An 18,308-nucleotide genomic window follows, 5' to 3' on the forward strand; every position below is an offset into this window, starting at 1 on the left:
GATCGCGACGCCCTTCCGCGTGCCGGGGAAGAATTTGCCATGCCCGATTTCGCCGTTTCGACCGACCCAGCGGTGCAGGCGCAGCTCGACCGGCTGACGCTGGTGTCGCCGGGGGCCGATATTCTGGGGCTCGACCGGATCACGCGTCTGCTGGCGCGTTTGGGCGATCCGCATCTGCGTCTGCCGCCGGTGTTCCACGTCGCGGGCACTAACGGCAAGGGATCGACCTGTGCCTATCTGCGGGCGGCTATCGAGGCGGCGGGAATGCGCTGCCATGTCTATGCCAGTCCGCATCTGGTACGGTTCAACGAACGCATTCGGCTGGCCGGGCGGTTGATCGACGATAGCGCGCTGGCAGCGTTGCTGGCCGAAGTGCTCGACGTGGCCGACGACATCGGCGCAAGCTTTTTCGAGATCACGACGGCAGCGGCGTTCCTCGCCTTTTCACGGACCCCGGCGGACGCTTGCGTGATCGAGGTCGGGCTGGGCGGCCGGCTGGATGCGACCAACGTGCTGCCCGCGCCGGCCGTGTGCGGGATCGCCGCGCTGGGCATCGATCACGAGGCGTTTCTGGGCGACACGCTGATCGGCATCGCCGCCGAGAAGGCAGGAATCGCCAAGCCTGGCGTGCCGGTCGTCACCCTGTTCTACCCCGCCGATATCGACCGCCGTATCGCCGAAATCGTGGCAGCGGCGGGGGCTACGCTCCATCGGCGCGGTGACGATTGGGATGTGGCCGATGGCGTCTATCGCGACGGAGCGGGGCCGCTGGACTTGCCTGCGCCCCGGTTGGGCGGCGCGTATCAGGCCGACAATTACGCGCTGGCGGTGGCGATGCTGCGGCATCAGCGCGCGTTGGCGATACCCGACTGGGCGATCCTGCGCGCGGCGGATGCGGTGCGCTGGCCCGCCCGGATGCAGCGTTTGGGCGACGGTGCGCTTACCCGGCGGATCGATGCGCCGTTTGGCGTGTGGCTGGACGGTGCGCACAATGAACAGGCGGCGCGACAGGTGGCCGCGTGGTGGCCCGACGTGGCGCAGGAACGCCCTTCGGCGATGGTGCTCGGCATGCTGGCCAACAAGGATGCCTCGGGCGTGCTGACGCATTTCGCGGGCGCGGTCGACCATGTGGTGGCGGTGCCGGTGCCCGGCCACGCGCATCATGCGCCCGAAACGCTGGCAGAACAGGCGCGGACGCTGGGCATGACGGCGCAGATCGCGACCGATCCCGGTGCCGCGCTCGACCTGCTCGCCGGACGCGGGTTCGCGTCGGTGCTGATCGCGGGATCGCTGTATCTCGCCGGAACCGTGCTGACCGCGAACGGCGAGATGCCGGAATAATCCTATCGTGCCGCTTCGGGGGCCAGTCCGTACCGGGCGACCTCCCGCCGCCACCGCACCCATTCCAGCAGCACGAACCCGATCGCGACCAGCCCCAGCGCGGCAGTGAAGCGGAACACCGGCGCATAGCCCATCTGCTCGACCGCCTCCCCCAGCCCGGCACGGCCCAGCGACCCGACCAGCAGCGTGAGCGACGATAGCAGGGCATATTGCACCGCGCTGTGCTCCTTGCTCGCGATCGACGACAGATACGCCACGAACGCCGCCCCGGCGAGGCCGCCCGCGATATTCTCGCCCGAGATCGCGACCATCAACCGCACCATCCGCGCGTCGACGCCCAGCCCGAGCAGCCCGGTCGCACCCGCCACGGCATCGATCACCGGCGCACCCGCAGCAAGGTCGGCATAGAGCAGATTGCTGGCCGCAGCGACCATTGCGCCAATCAGCAACGTCGGCATCCGCCCCAAAGTGGCGAACAGGACACCGCCCAGCGACACGCCGATGATCGTCATGCCCACGCCAAAAATCTTCGACGCGAACGCCACTTCGTCGTTCGTGTACCGCAGTTCCTCCAGATAGAACGGATAGGCGAATGGTCCCCAGATCGAATCGCACAGGCGGTAGCTGAGGATCAGCCCCAGCACGACGACGATGCCCCAGCGCAGCCGCCCTACCAGCTCCGAAAGGGGCAGGATGAGTGCACGATGACCGTGTTCCACCCAACCGGGAGAACGCGCACCCTCTCCTGCCGCTCCGCGACCGTTGAGCCATGCGGCGACCAGCGCGGGCACGACGACGGTCGCCACGACGATCCACGGTCCCGTCAGCCGGGTAAAGTCGCCAACGCTGGGCGGGGTGGCTCCCGGCGCGACGGTCAGCGCACGGGTCATGAAAGCGGCGATGGTGACGATCGCCCACGTCCAGCACAGTCCGACGATTGCGAGTCCGGTCCGCTTGTCGCGGTGCGACGGTCCTGCGACCGGATGCGCGGGATCGATCGCGGCGGGGCGCGGCGTATCGGGGGCAAGCAGCGTGACGATCAGCATCGCCGCCATCACGCCGCCCATGATCGCATAGACCATCGGCCAGCTGATCCGCGCCGCCAGCACCAGCGCCAGCGCGCCGCCGACCAGCGCGGCGGTGCGATAGCCGAGTTGATAGATCGACGACAGGATGCCCAGAGTCGCACGGTCGTCCGCCACGTCGATCCGCCATGCGTCGATCACCACGTCCTGCGTCGCCGCCGCGAAAGCGCCGATCACCGCGACCAGCGCGAACCAGCCGATACCGATCGCCGGATCGGTCGCCGACAGCGCAAGGAACGTCGCCGCCAGTGCGGCCTGACACAGCAGCAACCACGACCGCCGCCGCCCGAACCGGTCGAGCAACGGCAACCGCATCCGGTCGACCAGCGGCGACCACAGGAACTTGAACGCGTAGACCAGACCGATCCACGATAGCAGGCCGATGGTGGCAAGGTTGATCTTCGCCTCCCCGAGCCATGCGTTCAGCGTGCCGAGCAACAGCGTGTAGGGAAGCCCGGCAGCGAAGCCGAACGCCAGCATTACCCCCGTCTTGCGGTTGCCCAGCCCCATGCGGATCAGCGCCAGCCCCTTGGGCGCAGCTTGCGTCATTAAAGTCCCTTCCCGGCAGGGATGCGACCCTAGAGAGCGGCGCGCGGGCGGGCAAGGCGCGCCCGACATGGTTGATGCCGCGTCCACATTAGTGTCATCGACGCGCCTTAGGACGACGCATCGACCGCGCCGGATACCCACGGCACGGAACAGGTTCAGGAGAAAAACATGGCACTTCCCGGAGATATCGCACTGGTCGGCTTCGGTGCCGATACGGGCGTCAAGTCGTTCGCGTTCGTGCTGCTGGCCGATCTGTCGGGCGAAACGATCTTCTTCACCGACAATGGCTGGACCGCCGGGGGCGCGTTCCGCACCGGCGAAGGCGTGGTCAGCTATATCGTCCCCGCTGGAACCCCGATCGGTACGGTCGTGACCATTTCCGGGCTGACCGGATCGTTCAATCCGGCGGTCGGCGGGGATCAGATCCACGCCTATGTCGGCACTGCCGCCGACCCGACCTTCCTGTTTTCGGTCGATTTCGCCGATGGCAACACGAACTATGCCGGCGACGCCACCAATTCGAACAGCAGCGCCGTGCCGACCGGCCTGACCTTCGGCACCGACGCGATTGCCTTTGCCGAGGACAACGGTGCCTATACCGGCCCGACGACCGGGACGCGTGCACAGATCCTCGCCGCGATCGCGGACGAGGCCAACTGGACGCTGAACGATACGGCGGGCGTCGCCTATGCCGGCAGTTTCGCAGTCGAAACCGGCAATGCCGGCGCGTTCGGCGTCGCCGACGTGGCCGTGACGGAGGGCGATGCCGGGACCGTGGAGCTGGTGTTCACGGTCAACCGCATTGGCGGCAGCAGCGGGGCGGCGAGCGTCGACTATGCCACCGCGTTCGGCACCGCCGGGGCGGACGATGTCGCTGCCCTGCCCACCGGCACGCTGACCTTCGCCGATGGTGAGACCAGCCGTACCGTGACGATCGAGGTGAATGCGGATACCGCCTTCGAACCGGACGAAACCATCGTCCTGACCCTGTCCGATGCGACCGGCGGCGCGACGATCAGCACCGCGAGCGCGACGGGCACGATCCTGAACGACGACAGCCGCCCCGCGACCGTCCAGCCATGGATCAACGAGTTCCATTATGACGATGCTGGTGCCGACGAGGGTGAGTTCGTCGAGATCGCCGGACCGGCCGGGCTGGACCTGACCGGATATTCGCTGGTGCTGTACAATGGGTCGAACGGCACGGCGTATCAGACCATCACGCTGGCCGGGATCATCGCCGACCAGCAGGGTGGGTTCGGCACCATCAGCGTCGCGGCGACCGGGTTGCAGAACGGCGCACCGGATGCGCTGGCGCTGGTCGGTCCCGAGGGCGTGATCGAGTTTCTAAGCTATGAAGGCACCTTCACCGCGGTCGGTGGCCCCGCCGATGGACTGACGAGCATCGATGTCGGCGTGAGCGAGCCGGGCAATGCCGACGGCACGTCGATCGGACGTGTCGGCGCGGGCAGCGAGGCGGGCGACTTCGCCTTCGCGCTGATCGCCGACGATACGGCAGGCGCGGTGAACGTTGGGCAGAGCTTCACCCCACTCGTTCCGCAACTGTCGGTCAGCGATATCGGCTTCAGCGAAGGCGATGGCGGCACGCGCACCGTATCGTTCACCGTCATGCGCAACGGAGCCGACGGCGCGTTCTCGGTCGATTTCGCTACTGCGGACGGCACCGCGACGGCAGGCGCCGACTATGTCGCGACCAGCGGCACCCTATCGTTCGAAGCCGGCCAGGAAACCGCGACCGTCACCGTCACCGTGAACGGCGATACCGTGGCGGAGGGCGACGAAACCTTCTTCCTTAACCTGTCCAATCCGACCGGCGACGCCGAAGTACGCGATTCGCAGGGTCGGGCGACCATCCGTAACGACGACGGACTGCCGCCATCGGTTTCGATCGGCGATGCAACCGTGACCGAAGGCGACGCCGGACAGGTCTTCGCGACCTTCACCATTATCCGCACCGGCGGCGACCAGCCATTTTCGGTCGCCTATGCTACGCGCGGCGGGACCGCGACGTCGGACAGAGACTTCGATGCGACGGCGGGACAGATCGAGTTCGCCGCCGGGGAGAACAGCAAGACCGTAACCGTCGCCATCAACGGCGATACGGCAGCGGAAGCGAACGAAAGCTTCTACGTCGACCTGTCGGCGGCGACCGGCGATACCGTGATCGCGGACGCATCAGGTGAAGGCACGATCGTGTCGGACGACCTGTTCCGTATCCATGATGTGCAGGGCGCGGCGCATTTCAGCCCGATCCTGTCGGCGGACGGCGTCAACAGCTTCAACACCCGGTCGACGCTGACCGTGACGATCCAGGCGGTTGTCACCGCGCTGGACGGTGTCGGCGCGCGGCAGGGTTTCTACCTGACCGAGGAAAACGCGGACTGGGATGCGAACGCGCTGACGTCCGAAGGAATCTTCGTGATGACGCGCGACGATGCCAATGCAGGCGCGACGCTCGGGTCGGTCGCGCCTGCGCTGCAGGTCGGCGACCTGGTGACCGTGACCGCGCAGATCATGGAATATCAGTCGTTCACCAACCTGCCGCGCACGGTGCTGACCGGCATCAGCGGCATTACGGTCGACGCATCGAACCAGACGCTGCCGACGCTGCTGCTCGACGGGTCGGCCGGGCGGGCGATCCCCAGCGCGATCCTGACGGACGAGGTGCCGAACTATTTCAACACCGGCACCGCCGCCGGTTTCGACCCGCAGAACGACGCAGTGGATTTCTTCGAAACGATCGAGGGGATGCAGGTCACCGTTCCCGACATGGTCGTCGCCGACGGCTTCATCGGGACGTCGGGGGGCGATCCGTTCTTCAAGGCGTATTCGACCGTTCATGCCGATGCCGACCAGATCAACAGCCGCGGCGGCTATACCATCGCGGGAGATCCGCCGCTGTCGCCGCCCGACACGATCGACCCGCGCGATGATACGCAGTCGGGCGGACGCTACATCCACGACGGCGACGTCAACCCCGACATCCTCGAACTCGATTTCTCCGATTTCGCGGTGGCGGCACCCACCGGTCTGACGACGGCGGCGTCGATGGGCGACCGGCTGGGCGACGTGACTGGTATCGTCGAATTCGACTTCACCGACCTGAAGCTGTTCGTGACCGAAGCGGTGACGATCGTCGAGGACACGACGCCGGTCGCGGAGTCCACGACGATCGCAGCCGATGCCCGCGCGCTGACCGTCGCGACGTTCAACGTCGAAAATCTCGATCCGACCGACGGCGCTGCGCGCTTTGCCGCGCTCGCGCAGGCGATCGCGACCAACCTGAACTCGCCCGACATCCTGTCGATCGAGGAAATTCAGGACAATAACGGGGCAGCAGCGGGCGATGGTGCGTCGGCACGCGGCAGCGATGCGTCGATGACGTGGCAGATGCTGACCGACGCGGTGAACGCCGCCACCGGCCAGAACTATCAGTGGGTCGACGAACTGCCGGTCTACAATGCCGAAGGCGGCGAACAGAGCGGCAATATCCGCGTCGGGTTCCTGTACAACACCAACCGGGTTCAGCTGGGCGACCTGCCCGCCGATGCGACCATCGAACAGCGCCGTGCCTTTACCGACCGGATCGGCGACGGCGTGCGCGACGCCGGCGACCAGATCGCGTTCGACGACAGCATGATCGCCGGACAGGTCGACGCTGCCGACTGGGCCAACACCCGCAAATCGTTGCTGGGCGAATTCACGTTCAACGGCAACGCCGTCTATGTCACGGCCAACCATCTGCCCTCGAAGGGCGGGTCGGGCAGTTTCTGGCAGATCGATCAGGACATCGACAATGGCCAACCCGAAAATGCCGCGTGGGCCAAGCGCAACGCAGTCGCCGACGATATCTGGCACATGCTCGATACGATCCAGTCGGGGTCGACCGACAACCGCATCGTCGCGGGCGGTGACTGGAACGAATTTTACTTTAACCGCACCATGGAGGCCGCGACCGGCTATGTCGACGCCGACGGTGTTGCCCGCGACGGCGGCGCGCGCTTCGACAATCTGACCGTGACCGAGCTGACCGAAGCCGAACGCTATACCTATGCCTTTGACGGGCGCAGCCAGGCGATCGACCATATCGTGGTCGACCAGCAGCTAAGCGCAGTGGCGAACTATGACGTCGTGCACCTCAATACCGGATACAATAATCTGGGCGGCACCAACCCGGCGTTGTCGGATCATGATCCGGCGTTGGCGCAGTTCGACTTCCGCAGCTTTGGCGAGCTGCTGAGCGGCACGGCCGGGGCCGATACGATCGAAGGCTTCGGCGGCGACGACCGGCTGTCCGGTGGTTCCGGCAACGACACGTTGTTCGGGGGCACCGGTCGCGACCTGCTGTTCGGCGGTGCGGGTACCGATCAGTTGTCGGGCGGTGCGGGCACGGACCTGTTCTTCTACGACGCGGCGGGCGCAGGTGGGAATGACCGTATCCGCGACTTTTCCGCCGAGGACTTCCTCGTCAGCACGGTGCGGCTGCGCGATACGAACCGCAACGGCGTTATCGATTCAGGCAGCAACCGGGTGTTCGACCTGTCCGGCGGCGGCACGATTACGGTGCAGAACGCAAGCGGCGGCAGCATCCGCAAGCTGGAATATGACGGCATGCTGACGAAGGATGGAGTCGCCTATTATCTCTACAGCGCAGTCGGCTCGACGACCGACATGGCCGGAACGCTCGACCTGCTCTGACCATCCGACGGGGGGAGAGGGGGCATTCCCCCTCCCCCCGTTCCTACATGGCTGGCCGGGGGAACAAGTCGAATCCCTGCGGCAAACGCCTTGGCAGCTTCTCTCCGCCAATCACCGCGCCGATCGCATCGATCGCGCCCAGAAGATCCTTCTGCGGATAGGGTTTGGCCAGCCACCCCGCCGCAACGCCATCGGCGCCTTCCGGGCAGGCACCCGTGACCAGCAGCACAGGGATGCCGCGTGCATGCGCGATGCGCGCTACTTCAAGCCCGCTGCCGTCCGACAGGTTAACGTCGGCCAGAATCAGGTCCAGTTCGCCCTCACCCTCGATCGCCGCCAGCGCCGCCGCGACGGTATCGACCGTCCCCGCGATCTCGAAACCCGATGCGATGAGGAAGTGTTCGGTGTCGAACGCGACCAGCGGTTCGTCCTCGACCACGAGTATCCGGGTGATGTTCCGTTTCTTCCGCCCGAACAACATGACCCCACTCGCTTTCCACTGAACCGCATCCACCCTATACGAAGCGACAAACTCGCGAAGGCGACGAAGGAACCGCTTGGGCGGAAACTTTCGTCGCGTCGCCGCAAACGGACATATACATCATCGCTACGCCCCCGACCAACTCGACCGAATCGCCGCGCGAAGGCCAGCGCATCGCCAAATTGCTGGCGCGTGCCGGGGTGGCCTCGCGCCGCGATATCGAACGGATGATCGCCGCCGGACGCATCGCGATCGACGGCACCGTCGTCGAAACGCCCGCGACCGTGCTGACCAGCCTGAAGGGCGTGACCGTGGACGGAGGCCCGGTGGCCGCGCCCGAGCCGACCCGGCTGTTCCGCTTTCACAAGCCCGCCGGCACGCTGACCGCCGAACGCGACATGAGCGGCCGCCCGACGATCTACGACCGGTTGCCGGCAGGATTGCCGCGACTGATCCCGGTCGGGCGACTCGACCTGAATACCGAGGGTCTGTTGCTGATGACGACCGACGGCGAATTGAAGCGCCGGCTGGAACTGCCCGCGACGGGGGTCGAACGGACTTATCGCGCGCGCGCATATGGCGAGGTCAGCCAGCAGCAGTTGGAAGACCTGATGTTGGGCATCGAGGTCGACGGCGTGCGCTACGGCCCGATCAACGCCAATCTGGAACGGCGGACCGGCACCAATACGTGGATCGAGATGACGCTGACCGAAGGCAAGAATCGTGAGGTTCGCCGCGTGCTCGAACATCTGGGGCTGAAGGTTTCGCGTCTGATCCGCGTTCGCTATGGCCCGTTCCTGCTCGACGACCTGCCCGAGGCCGAAGTCGACGAAATCCGGCAGCATGAACTGGTCGCGTTCCGCAAGACGCTGGCCAACAAGCCGACCAGCAAGCCGATTCCCGAAGGTGCCGATCCGGCAGCGCTCAAGGCATGGAAGCGCAACGCCCCGTTGCCGCGCCCCGAACCGGTCGAACCGGCACCGCGCGCACGATTCGGCGACGACCGCCGCCCCCGGGTCGAGCGCGACGGACAACGATCGGGGTTCGCCGGCCGCCGGCCCGATCGCGATGAGGGCGAACGGTCTGGCTTCGCACCCCGTCCCCGGACCGACGAGCCGCGTACCGGGTTCGGCAACCGACCACGGCCCGACGGCGACCGGCCGGGCTTCGCACCGCGCCCCCGTGCCGACGAGCCGCGGGCCGGATTCGGCAGCCGACCACAACGCGACGGCGACCGGCCGGGCTTCACACCCCGTCCTCGGACCGACGAGCCGCGGGCCGGATTCGGCAACCGGCCACAGCGCGACGGCGACCGGCCTGGTTTCGGCCAGCGTGCCTCGCAACCCGCACGACCGACGGGGTTTCGCAGCCATGCGACCGAACGTCCGGTCGACCGGCGCGACGGGTTCGATCCGTTGGCGCAGGCGGGGCAGACTCCGGCCGAACGCAAGCAGCCGGGGCTGGGCGACCGCCGGGCCTATGGCAACGGGCCGCGCGATACCGGCAATGCGCGGACCAGACGCGCGGCGGCCTATGCCGAACGGCCGGGCTATGACGAAGCGACGCCACGCGGTCAGCGGCCGGTGCGCACGGCAGTGGCCGAGCCGGTCAGGCCCGCGCGTGGCGGGCGACCGACGCAGGCCGAGCCGGTGAAACCGGTGCGTAACGGCCCGGTCGACCGGCGCATGACGCAGGCGGAGGCTTCCGAAGCCGATCGTGCGAGCTTCGCGGATAAGCCGGGCAAACGCATCGGCTGGGCCAAGGCAGCGGCACCGACCCGTCCGCGGCGCCCCGGCAAGCCCAAGGGCAGCGGTCCCAAGCGTCCCGGTCCGGCAGGCAAGCGCTGATGCGGGTGATATCGGGCCAGTGGCGCGGTCGTCCGATCGCCGCGCCGAAGGGCGATGCGACCCGCCCCACCGCTGATCGCACGCGCGAGGCGTTGTTCTCGATGCTCGTCAGCCGCATCGGCAGTTTCGAGGGGCTGGCGGTGGCCGACCTGTTCGCCGGGTCGGGCGCGCTGGGAATCGAAGCGCTGTCGCGCGGTGCGGCAAGCTGTCTGTTCGTCGAACAGGACCGGCCGGCGCTCGACGCATTGCGCGCGAACCTTGCCAAGCTGGAAGCCACTGGCGGCGATGTCCGGGCGACGTCGGTCTTGTCGCTGGGCGCGGCGGCCAAACCGATGGACCTCGTGATGATGGACCCGCCCTATGACAGCGGCGCGGGGGCGGTAGCGGCGGACAAGCTGGCGCGGCTGGGCTGGATCGGCCCGGCGACGTGGGTCAGCATCGAAACGGCAAAGGCGGAAACGCTGGCGCTGCCGCAGTTCACGGTCGATGCCGAGCGGGTATATGGCAAGGCGAAGGTCACGCTGCTTCGGCTGACCTGATCCCGGTGCGAAGGCCGACCTGCCCCTTCGATCGAAGGGGCAGGAACCATCGACCCGGCAGATCACTGCGCGCTGGCGACTTCCCGCGCGCGCGACGACTGCAACTGCGCAACGCGAACCCGTGCGTCGTCGCGCATTTCGGTCCGGCAACGTGCCTCGTCCATCGCGCGGGGCAGGCCCGTCAGCGCCGAACGGCAGGCGTAGCGCGAGGCACGATCGATCCGGGCGTCGAGCATGGCGCGGCCCGACGCGCTGGTCAGGTCGAGGCCGGCATAGGAAACACGGATCGTCACCGGCTCGCGCACCTGCGCATGGGCGGTGGACGTCAGGCAAAGGGCAACGGCCGCGAGCGCGGCGAAACGGGTGGTCATCGGGATAGCTCCTGCAGAGGCGTGCCCGTCGCGACGTCGGTCGCCCGGGGATCGGGCGCCGTCGTTCACCGGCAACGCGGCCCCTACGCGCGGCGGATGGCGTTCGCGCGACAGTCCCGTGTCACGATGATGACGGTATCGTAACGATAACATTGCTTGTCGCGTTACGCTTCGTTCCCTACCTGTTCGACGATGTCCCTGCCCCAGACGACCGCCGAACCGCCTTATCTGCGCGGACTGAACGAACCTCAGCGCGATGCGGTGCTGACCACCGACGGCCCTGTACTGGTGCTGGCCGGCGCGGGCACCGGCAAGACGGCGGCGCTGACCGCGCGGCTGGCGCACCTGTTGTTCACGCGCAAGGCGTATCCGTCCGAGATCCTGTCGGTGACGTTCACCAACAAGGCCGCGCGTGAGATGCGCGAACGCGTCGGGCGGCTGGTCGGCGATGCGGTGGAGGGGATGCCGTGGCTGGGCACGTTCCACGCGATCGGTGCCAAGATGCTGCGGCGGCATGCCGAACTGGTCGGATTGCAGAGCAATTTCACGATCCTCGACACTGATGACCAGTTGCGGCTGCTCAAACAGTTGATCGTCGCCGCCGACCTCGACGAGAAGCGTTGGCCCGCGCGCAGTCTGGCAGGGCTGATCGACGGCTGGAAGAACAAGGGCATGGTCCCGGCGGACGTCGACGCGGGTGAAAGCGAGCGCTTTGCCAACGGGCGCGGCGGCGAACTGTACCAGCAATATCAGGACCGTTTGAAAGCCGTGAACGCCTGCGACTTCGGCGACCTGTTGCTGCATGTTTTAACCGTTCTGCGCACGGATCGCGGCGTGCTGGAACAGTATCAGCAACGGTTCCGCTACATCATGGTCGACGAATATCAGGACACCAACAGCGTCCAGTATTTATGGCTGCGACTGTTGGCGCAGGAACGCCGCAACCTGTGCTGCGTCGGCGACGACGATCAGTCGATCTATTCGTGGCGTGGCGCGCAGGTCGAGAACATCCTGCGGTTCGAGCGTGATTTTCCGGGGGCCAAGATCGTCCGGCTCGAACAGAATTACAGGTCGACTCCGCACATCCTCGGCGCGGCATCGGGCGTCATCGCCCATAATGGCGGGCGGCTGGGCAAGACGCTGTGGACCGAAACCGATGTCGGCGAAAAAGTCCGCGTCGTCGGGGTGTGGGACGGACCCGAAGAAGCCCGCCGGGTCGCCGACACGATCGAACAGGTGCAACGGCAGGGCAAGAGCCTGAACGACTGTGCCATCCTCGTCCGCGCGCAGCACCAGACGCGCGAGTTCGAGGAACGCTTCATCGGGATCGGCATGCCGTATCGCATCGTCGGCGGATTCCGCTTCTACGAACGCGCGGAAATCCGCGATGCGCTCGCTTATCTGCGCGTCGTCAACCAGCCGGCGGACGATCTGGCGTTCGAGCGTATCGTCAACGTGCCGAAGCGCGGTCTGGGCGACAAGGCGGTGCAGACGATCCACCGCTATGCCCGCGCCACGGGATCGTCGCTGATGACCGCCGCTGCGCGCATCCTCGACACCGACGAACTGGCCGGCGCGGCACGCAAGTCGCTCGGCCGACTGGTCGGCGACTTCGCGCGCTGGCGCGACATGGCGCTGACGCTGCCCCATGCCGAACTGGCGCGTCAGATGCTGGACGAAAGCGGCTATACCGCGATGTACCAGCTGGAAAAATCGGCGGAAGCGGCCGGACGGCTGGAAAACCTGACCGAGCTGGTCCGCGCGATGGAAGAATATGAATCGCTAGGCGCATTCCTCGAACATGTCAGCCTCGTCATGGACAACGAGGCGGCGGCGGAAGAACCGAAGGTCACGATCATGACGATCCATGCAGCCAAGGGGCTGGAGTTCGACACGGTCTTCTGCGTCGGATGGGAAGAAGGACTGTTCCCGTCGCAACGCTCGCTCGATGAAGGCGGCACGGCGTCGCTGGAGGAGGAACGCCGGCTCGCCTATGTCGCGATCACGCGTGCGCGGCGGCTGGCAGTCGTGTTCCATGCCGCCAACCGGCGTATCTACGGCCAGTGGAATTCGTCTCTACCCTCGCGGTTCGTCGGCGAGTTGCCCGCTGAGCATATCGAAACCGAGACGACGATGGCGGGCGGCGAAAGCCTGTGGCGCGCCAACTGGTCCGAACGCGGCGATCCGTTCGCCGATCTCGCGCGTGGCACCGGTCGCGGTCCGGGGTGGCAGCGTGCGGCGGCGCAGGGATCGACCTTCACCCCCGCCCCGTCCCGCGTCGTAGAGGCGCGGGCAAGTGCGATCAGTCTGGGCAACAAGGGGCGCGCCGACCTGACCAAGGGTCAGCGCGTGTTTCACCAGAAGTTCGGATACGGCATCATCGACGCGATCGAAGGCAACAAGCTGGAGGTCGAGTTCGACAGTGCCGGGCGCAAGCGCGTGCTCGACAGTTTCGTCAGCACCGGCGAATCGGCGCAATAACCCGCAAGTGCGCGGATGAATTTCAAATTAACGTGGGTAAGAGACTATTCGTCGGAATCGTGCGATGAAGATGGTGATACTACGTAACTCAGGAGGGATACGGTGTCATATCTGAACAACGCCGAGTATTACCGCCGTCGTGCACTCGAATGTCAGGCCCATGCCGACGATGCGATGCTGCCGGAGGTACGGCACGTCCATGCCGAAATGGCCGCGCGCTACTCCCAACTGGTAATCGAGGCGGAGCGGTCTGAGCGTCCGGCTATGCGACCGACCCTCGGCGTCGTCACCGGCGGCCGGTAGCACGCCGGACCGTGCCACTGCGGACAGGCAACCCGAACGACACTGGCTCGTTGGGCTGACGACTTCCAGAATGAGGAAATTCGTCGATGCCGTATATCAAGACCCGCGATGGAACGAGCCTGTTCGTAAAGGACTGGGGCCAGGGCCGGCCTGTCATCCTGATACACGGCTGGCCGCTGTCGGCCGATAGCTGGGATCCGCAGGCGATGGCGCTGGCGGAAGCGGGATACCGGGTGATCGCGTATGACCGTCGCGGGTTCGGTCGTTCGGATCAGCCATGGTCGGGCTACGACTATGATACGTTGTCCGACGACCTGGCCGACGTGATGGCGGAAACCGGCGTGACCGACGATGCGGCACTAGTCGGCTTTTCGATGGGCGGCGGCGAGGTCGCGCGCTATCTGTCGCGGCATCGTGGCAAGGGCGTCAGCCAGGTCGCGCTGGTCGGATCGGTCGTACCGTACATGCTGAAGACCGACGACAATCCCGACGGCGTGCCGCAGGAACAGCTTCAGGAAATCGCCGACAACATCAAGTCGGATCGCCCGAAATTCTTCCGCACCTTCTTCGACCAGTTCTATGGCGTAGGCTTCATCACGAGCCCGGTGAGCGAGGAAACGCTCGACCTGTCGTGGAACACGGCGATGCAGGCGGGGCTGAAGCCGACGCTGGCGTGCGCCGAGGCATTCGGGACGACGGACTTCCGTCCGGACCTTTCGTCGTTCACCGTACCCACGCTGGTGATCCATGGCACGGCCGACCAGACGGTGCCGATCGACGCGACAGGGCGAGCGGTGGCGAAGGCGGTGCCGAATGCGACGCTGATCGAATATGATGGTGCGCCCCATGGCCTGTTCGCGACCGAAAGCGATCGACTGACCCAGGATCTGCTGGCGTTCCTCGGCCGGCACTGATCGGCGGCGGTTTGGCGGGCATCATTCCGGTGCCCGCCAAGCTTTGGCATAATCCCCCCAAGCCGATCTGCATTGCACCCGCCCTCCTGCGGACCTAAGCCCCATCCCGATGTCCGCTTCCCCCCATCCATTCCGTATCCCGGCGTTTCGCGCCTATTTCCTTGCGCGGCTGTCGAACACGCTCGCGCAGATCGCGATGGTCGTGGTGATCGGGTGGCAGGTGTACGACATTGCGCGCGAGACGATGACAGTGAAGGAGTCGGCGTTTCAGCTAGGCTTGATCGGGATCGCGCAGTTCCTGCCGCTGCTGATCCTGTCGCTTGTCGCCGGATGGGTAGCCGACCGGATCGACCGGCGCTGGATCGCACGCGGATCGGTCGCACTGGAGTGCTGCTGCGCGCTGCTGCTCGCATGGCTGACCTATACCGATGCCATCACCTTGCCATGGTTGTTCTTCGTCGCTTCGTTGCTGGGGGTGGCGCGGGCATTCGCCGGTCCGGCGTTGCAGGCACTTGCCCCCAACCTCGTTCCCGCTGCCGTGCTGCCGACCGCGATCGCGATGAGTTCGATCGCTTGGCAGGGTGGATCGGTGCTCGGTCCCGCGATGGGCGGCTATCTTTACGCCGCCGGACATTTCCTGCCCTATGCGGTGTCCGCAGGGCTGTTCCTGTTCGGGCTGTTCGGGCTATTCCTGATCCCGCCGATCCCGCCGATCCCGCGCCCGGCCATCACTGGCGCTGCGAATCCATGGCGTCAGATGCTTGACGGACTGGCCTATGTCCGGCGTAACCGGCTGGTCTTCGGTGCTATTTCGCTCGACCTGTTCGCGGTACTGCTCGGCGGCGCGACGGCAATGCTGCCGATTTATGCCCGCGACATCCTTCAGATCGGTGCCGACGGCCTCGGCCATCTACGCGCCGCGCCCGCGCTTGGCGCGGTGGTCGTCGCAGGCGTCTTCGCCATCAAGCCGCTGTCGAAGGATGTCGGTGCCAAGATGCTGTTGTCGGTGATGGCGTTCGGCGCGGCGACCGCGTTGTTCGGCCTGTCCGCGCCGCTGCTATTGCCGGTGTTCGGTTCCGCTGCGATCGGCAGCGATTTCGCGCCGGCGGTCTTGCTGGCGCTGGGCGCGCTGTTCGTCGTCGGGGCGACCGACATGGTGTCGGTCTATGTCCGCCAGTCGCTGATCCAGTTGCACACCCCCGATGCCATGCGCGGCCGCGTGGGAGCGGTGTCGACGCTGTTCGTATCGGGATCGAACGAGCTGGGCGAGGCACGTTCCGGATTCCTCGCCGCGCTGGTCGGACCGGTCGTCGCGGTCGCCGGCGGCGGTGTGTTGGCGATCGGTGTCACCATGCTGTGGTCGCGCCTGTTCCCCGAATTACGTGCCGCACGCAGCTTCACGCCGCCTGCTACGTTAGAAGTCGTACCCAAGGAGAGCCAGCCATGAAGGCCGATACCATCCTGCAGACCATCGGCAACACGCCGCACATCCGCGTCCAGCGGCTGTTCGGCGACGCCGAGGTGTGGATCAAGTCCGAACGCTCGAACCCCGGCGGGTCGATCAAGGATCGCATCGCGTTGGCGATGATCGAGGCGGCGGAAGCGTCGGGCGATCTGAAACCCGGCGGCACGATCATCGAACCGACCAGCGGCAATACCGGCGTCGGCCTGGCAATGGTCGCGGCGGTCAAGGGCTACAAGCTGATCCTCGTGATGCCCGAAAGCATGAGCCTTGAGCGGCGGCGGCTGATGCTCGCCTATGGTGCCAGCTTCGACCTGACTCCGCGCGAGAAGGGAATGAAGGGCGCGATCGAGCGTGCGCACGAACTGGCCGCGCAGACCGCCGACGCGTGGATTCCGCAGCAGTTCGAGAACCCGGCGAACATCGACGTGCATGTCCGTACCACCGCACAGGAAATCCTGACCGACTTCGCCGATGCGCCGATCGACGTCATCATTACCGGCGTCGGCACGGGCGGACACATCACCGGCGTGGCGGAAACGTTGAAGAAGGCTTGGCCGGACCTGAAGGTCTATGCGGTCGAACCCGACCTTTCGCCGGTCATTTCGGGCGGCCAGCCGGGGCCCCATCCGATCCAGGGCATCGGTGCGGGCTTCGTGCCGGCGAACCTGCATACGCAGGCGATCGACGGCGTCATCAAGGTCGACGCCGCCGTCGCCAAGGACATGGCGCGTCGCTCCGCGTCCGAAGAGGGGATGCTGGTCGGAATTTCCTCCGGCGCAACGCTCGCGGCGATACTTCAAAAGCTGCCCGATCTGCCCGATGGCGTGCGGGTGCTGGGCTTCAACTACGATACCGGCGAGCGTTATCTGTCGGTGCCCGACTTCCTGCCCGAACAATGACGATCGACCTGCCCGTCCGCGCCGGGTCGTCCGGCCCGGAGCGGACGGACGCAGGCGACGGCATCCGCACCGGTTCGGTCGCGCTCGACGGCATACTCGTGCTGCTGGCGGTGGCCGCCGTCGCCATACCGGCGGTGGTCGTCACCACCACGCCGCCGCTGCGTATGACGGCGGAAGGTGTCGTGCGTCCGCGCCGTGTCGTACCGTCCACGATCGTCCCGGAGGTCGAGCCGATCGAATATCAGGCGCTGGCCCCCGAAGACGCGCGCACGTTCAACGCGCGCGTACCGTTCGCGACCGGTCCACGGCCGGCCGCGCGATCGTTCCGGTTCGCCGGAGGTGCCGAAGACCTGTCGCGCGCGACCGACTGCCTTGCCGCCGCCGTACTGTACGAAGCGGGCGACGACCGCACTGGACAGCGTGCGGTGGCGCAGGTCGTGCTGAACCGGTTGCGGCATCCCGCCTTTCCCAAAAGCGTCTGCGCAGTGGTGTTCCAGGGTTCGGAACGCCGAACCGGGTGCCAGTTCACCTTTACCTGCGACGGCGCGCTGACGCGCAGCTATGCCGAGACCTTCTGGCAACGCGCGCGCGCGGTGGCGACGGCGGCGCTGGGGGGATATGTGTTCGCACCAGTCGGCTATGCGACGCATTACCATACGGACTGGGTGGTCCCGTACTGGCAATCGAGCCTCGACAAGATCGCGAAGGTCGACACGCATCTGTTCTTCCGCTGGACCGGATGGTGGGGGACGCCACCCGCGTTCCGCCGTACGCCCGAAAGCGTCGAGCCGCGCATCGTCCAGCTTGCGGCACAGTCCGACGCGCATAAGCTGCCGCAGGAACTGGCGGTGGAACAGGAAATCGCAGGACTGACCGCGACGTTGACCGGTCAGGGCACGGGCGGGTCGCGCGAGGCGGCGGATTATCCGAACATGTTCCTGCTGCCGCTAAGCGGCGCGCCGGACGGATGGCCGAAAACGGCGCTGGCGACCTGCGGCGAGCGGCCATGGTGCATGGTCATGGGCTGGCGCGATGCGAAGGCGGTTCCAGCGACCGGCGCGGAGGCAACCGAGCCGGAAGCGAAGGCGACGATGACGTTCAGCTATTTCCGGGATCGTGCACAGCCGATCGAGCGGCAATTGTGGAACTGCCAGCAGGTACAGCGTCCGGCAGCGCAGTGCATGAAGCGCGCGGTGGCACCGCCCGTCGTTGCGCCGACACCGACCGCCACGCCCACGGCAGTGCTTCCCGGTGTGCGGCGGCGGGCCGAACCGGTTGCCGATCCCGCGCCGACACCGCCCCGCGGCTGATCCG

The 18,308-nt window shown here is 66.5% G+C and carries 13 protein-coding genes; 10 read left to right on the forward strand and 3 right to left on the reverse strand.

Translation table 11 applies throughout. The features are described 5' to 3' along the window. Positions 1-39: 39 nt before the first annotated feature. Entirely contained in the window at positions 40-1,341 is a 1,302-nt protein-coding gene (locus IFT55_RS01970; RefSeq protein ID WP_192088705.1) for a bifunctional folylpolyglutamate synthase/dihydrofolate synthase, read from the forward strand. A gap of 2 nt (positions 1,342-1,343) precedes the next feature. On the opposite strand, the gene IFT55_RS01975 is transcribed toward IFT55_RS01970, so the two are convergent. Continuing rightward, complete coding sequence (locus tag IFT55_RS01975; RefSeq protein ID WP_249403524.1) at positions 1,344-2,975, reverse strand: AmpG family muropeptide MFS transporter; 1,632 nt, start codon at positions 2,973-2,975, stop codon at positions 1,344-1,346. A gap of 168 nt (positions 2,976-3,143) precedes the next feature. On the opposite strand from IFT55_RS01975, the gene IFT55_RS01980 reads away from it, so the two are divergent. Further along, the gene (locus IFT55_RS01980; RefSeq protein ID WP_192088706.1) at positions 3,144-7,694 is read left to right on the forward strand and encodes a Calx-beta domain-containing protein; all 4,551 of its coding nucleotides are present in this window, start codon (positions 3,144-3,146) and stop codon (positions 7,692-7,694) included. Positions 7,695-7,737: 43 nt separating this feature from the next. Here IFT55_RS01980 and IFT55_RS01985 read toward each other — a convergent pair whose 3' ends face one another. After that, on the reverse strand, positions 7,738-8,175 hold the full coding sequence (locus IFT55_RS01985) for a response regulator (protein WP_192088707.1): 438 nt from the start codon (positions 8,173-8,175) through the stop codon (positions 7,738-7,740). Positions 8,176-8,375: 200 nt separating this feature from the next. Between IFT55_RS01985 and IFT55_RS01990 the strand changes: the two genes are divergently transcribed. Together IFT55_RS01990 and rsmD are read left to right on the forward strand one after the other, a co-directional pair. Next, positions 8,376-10,022: a pseudouridine synthase gene (locus tag IFT55_RS01990; protein WP_342029206.1), complete on the forward strand. Its 1,647-nt coding sequence runs from the start codon at positions 8,376-8,378 to the stop codon at positions 10,020-10,022. Continuing rightward, positions 10,022-10,561 carry a 16S rRNA (guanine(966)-N(2))-methyltransferase RsmD gene (rsmD, locus tag IFT55_RS01995; RefSeq protein WP_192088708.1) on the forward strand — a complete coding sequence of 180 codons (540 nt, stop codon included), beginning with the start codon at positions 10,022-10,024 and terminating at the stop codon, positions 10,559-10,561. The genes IFT55_RS01990 and rsmD overlap by 1 nt, the downstream gene beginning before the upstream one ends. Before the next feature lie 62 nt (positions 10,562-10,623). Here rsmD and IFT55_RS02000 read toward each other — a convergent pair whose 3' ends face one another. Then, positions 10,624-10,932: a UrcA family protein gene (locus tag IFT55_RS02000; RefSeq protein ID WP_192088709.1), complete on the reverse strand. Its 309-nt coding sequence runs from the start codon at positions 10,930-10,932 to the stop codon at positions 10,624-10,626. A 192-nt stretch (positions 10,933-11,124) separates the two neighbouring features. On the opposite strand from IFT55_RS02000, the gene IFT55_RS02005 reads away from it, so the two are divergent. The 6 genes from IFT55_RS02005 to IFT55_RS02030 all read left to right on the forward strand — a co-directional run bounded on the left by IFT55_RS02005 (position 11,125) and on the right by IFT55_RS02030 (position 18,304). After that, positions 11,125-13,413: an ATP-dependent helicase gene (locus IFT55_RS02005; protein WP_192088710.1), complete on the forward strand. Its 2,289-nt coding sequence runs from the start codon at positions 11,125-11,127 to the stop codon at positions 13,411-13,413. 102 nt (positions 13,414-13,515) lie between these two features. Further along, positions 13,516-13,716, forward strand: coding sequence for a hypothetical protein (locus tag IFT55_RS02010; RefSeq protein ID WP_192088711.1), 201 nt, complete (start codon positions 13,516-13,518; stop codon positions 13,714-13,716). 86 nt (positions 13,717-13,802) lie between these two features. Beyond that, positions 13,803-14,630, forward strand: coding sequence for an alpha/beta fold hydrolase (locus IFT55_RS02015; RefSeq protein WP_192088712.1), 828 nt, complete (start codon positions 13,803-13,805; stop codon positions 14,628-14,630). A gap of 109 nt (positions 14,631-14,739) precedes the next feature. Beyond that, positions 14,740-16,077 carry an MFS transporter gene (locus IFT55_RS02020; RefSeq protein ID WP_192088713.1) on the forward strand — a complete coding sequence of 446 codons (1,338 nt, stop codon included), beginning with the start codon at positions 14,740-14,742 and terminating at the stop codon, positions 16,075-16,077. Beyond that, entirely contained in the window at positions 16,074-16,994 is a 921-nt protein-coding gene (gene cysK / locus IFT55_RS02025; protein ID WP_192088714.1) for a cysteine synthase A, read from the forward strand. Before IFT55_RS02020 ends, cysK begins: the two co-directional genes overlap by 4 nt. Continuing rightward, positions 16,991-18,304: a cell wall hydrolase gene (locus tag IFT55_RS02030; protein ID WP_192088715.1), complete on the forward strand. Its 1,314-nt coding sequence runs from the start codon at positions 16,991-16,993 to the stop codon at positions 18,302-18,304. The genes cysK and IFT55_RS02030 overlap by 4 nt, the downstream gene beginning before the upstream one ends. Positions 18,305-18,308: the final 4 nt, after the last annotated feature.

The sequence above is a fragment of the Sphingomonas sp. CFBP 13720 genome, assembly GCF_014842075.1.
GTDB lineage: Bacteria > Pseudomonadota > Alphaproteobacteria > Sphingomonadales > Sphingomonadaceae > Sphingomonas.

Coding starts and splice junctions, on each gene's coding strand:
- IFT55_RS01970 (WP_192088705.1), top strand. CDS start 40: ATGCCCGATTTCGCCGTTTCGACCGACCCAGCGGTGCAGGCGCAGCTC.
- IFT55_RS01975 (WP_249403524.1), bottom strand. CDS start 2,975: ATGACGCAAGCTGCGCCCAAGGGGCTGGCGCTGATCCGCATGGGGCTG.
- IFT55_RS01980 (WP_192088706.1), top strand. CDS start 3,144: ATGGCACTTCCCGGAGATATCGCACTGGTCGGCTTCGGTGCCGATACG.
- IFT55_RS01985 (WP_192088707.1), bottom strand. CDS start 8,175: ATGTTGTTCGGGCGGAAGAAACGGAACATCACCCGGATACTCGTGGTC.
- rsmD (WP_192088708.1), top strand. CDS start 10,022: ATGCGGGTGATATCGGGCCAGTGGCGCGGTCGTCCGATCGCCGCGCCG.
- IFT55_RS02000 (WP_192088709.1), bottom strand. CDS start 10,932: ATGACCACCCGTTTCGCCGCGCTCGCGGCCGTTGCCCTTTGCCTGACG.
- IFT55_RS02005 (WP_192088710.1), top strand. CDS start 11,125: ATGTCCCTGCCCCAGACGACCGCCGAACCGCCTTATCTGCGCGGACTG.
- IFT55_RS02015 (WP_192088712.1), top strand. CDS start 13,803: ATGCCGTATATCAAGACCCGCGATGGAACGAGCCTGTTCGTAAAGGAC.
- IFT55_RS02020 (WP_192088713.1), top strand. CDS start 14,740: ATGTCCGCTTCCCCCCATCCATTCCGTATCCCGGCGTTTCGCGCCTAT.
- cysK (WP_192088714.1), top strand. CDS start 16,074: ATGAAGGCCGATACCATCCTGCAGACCATCGGCAACACGCCGCACATC.
- IFT55_RS02030 (WP_192088715.1), top strand. CDS start 16,991: ATGACGATCGACCTGCCCGTCCGCGCCGGGTCGTCCGGCCCGGAGCGG.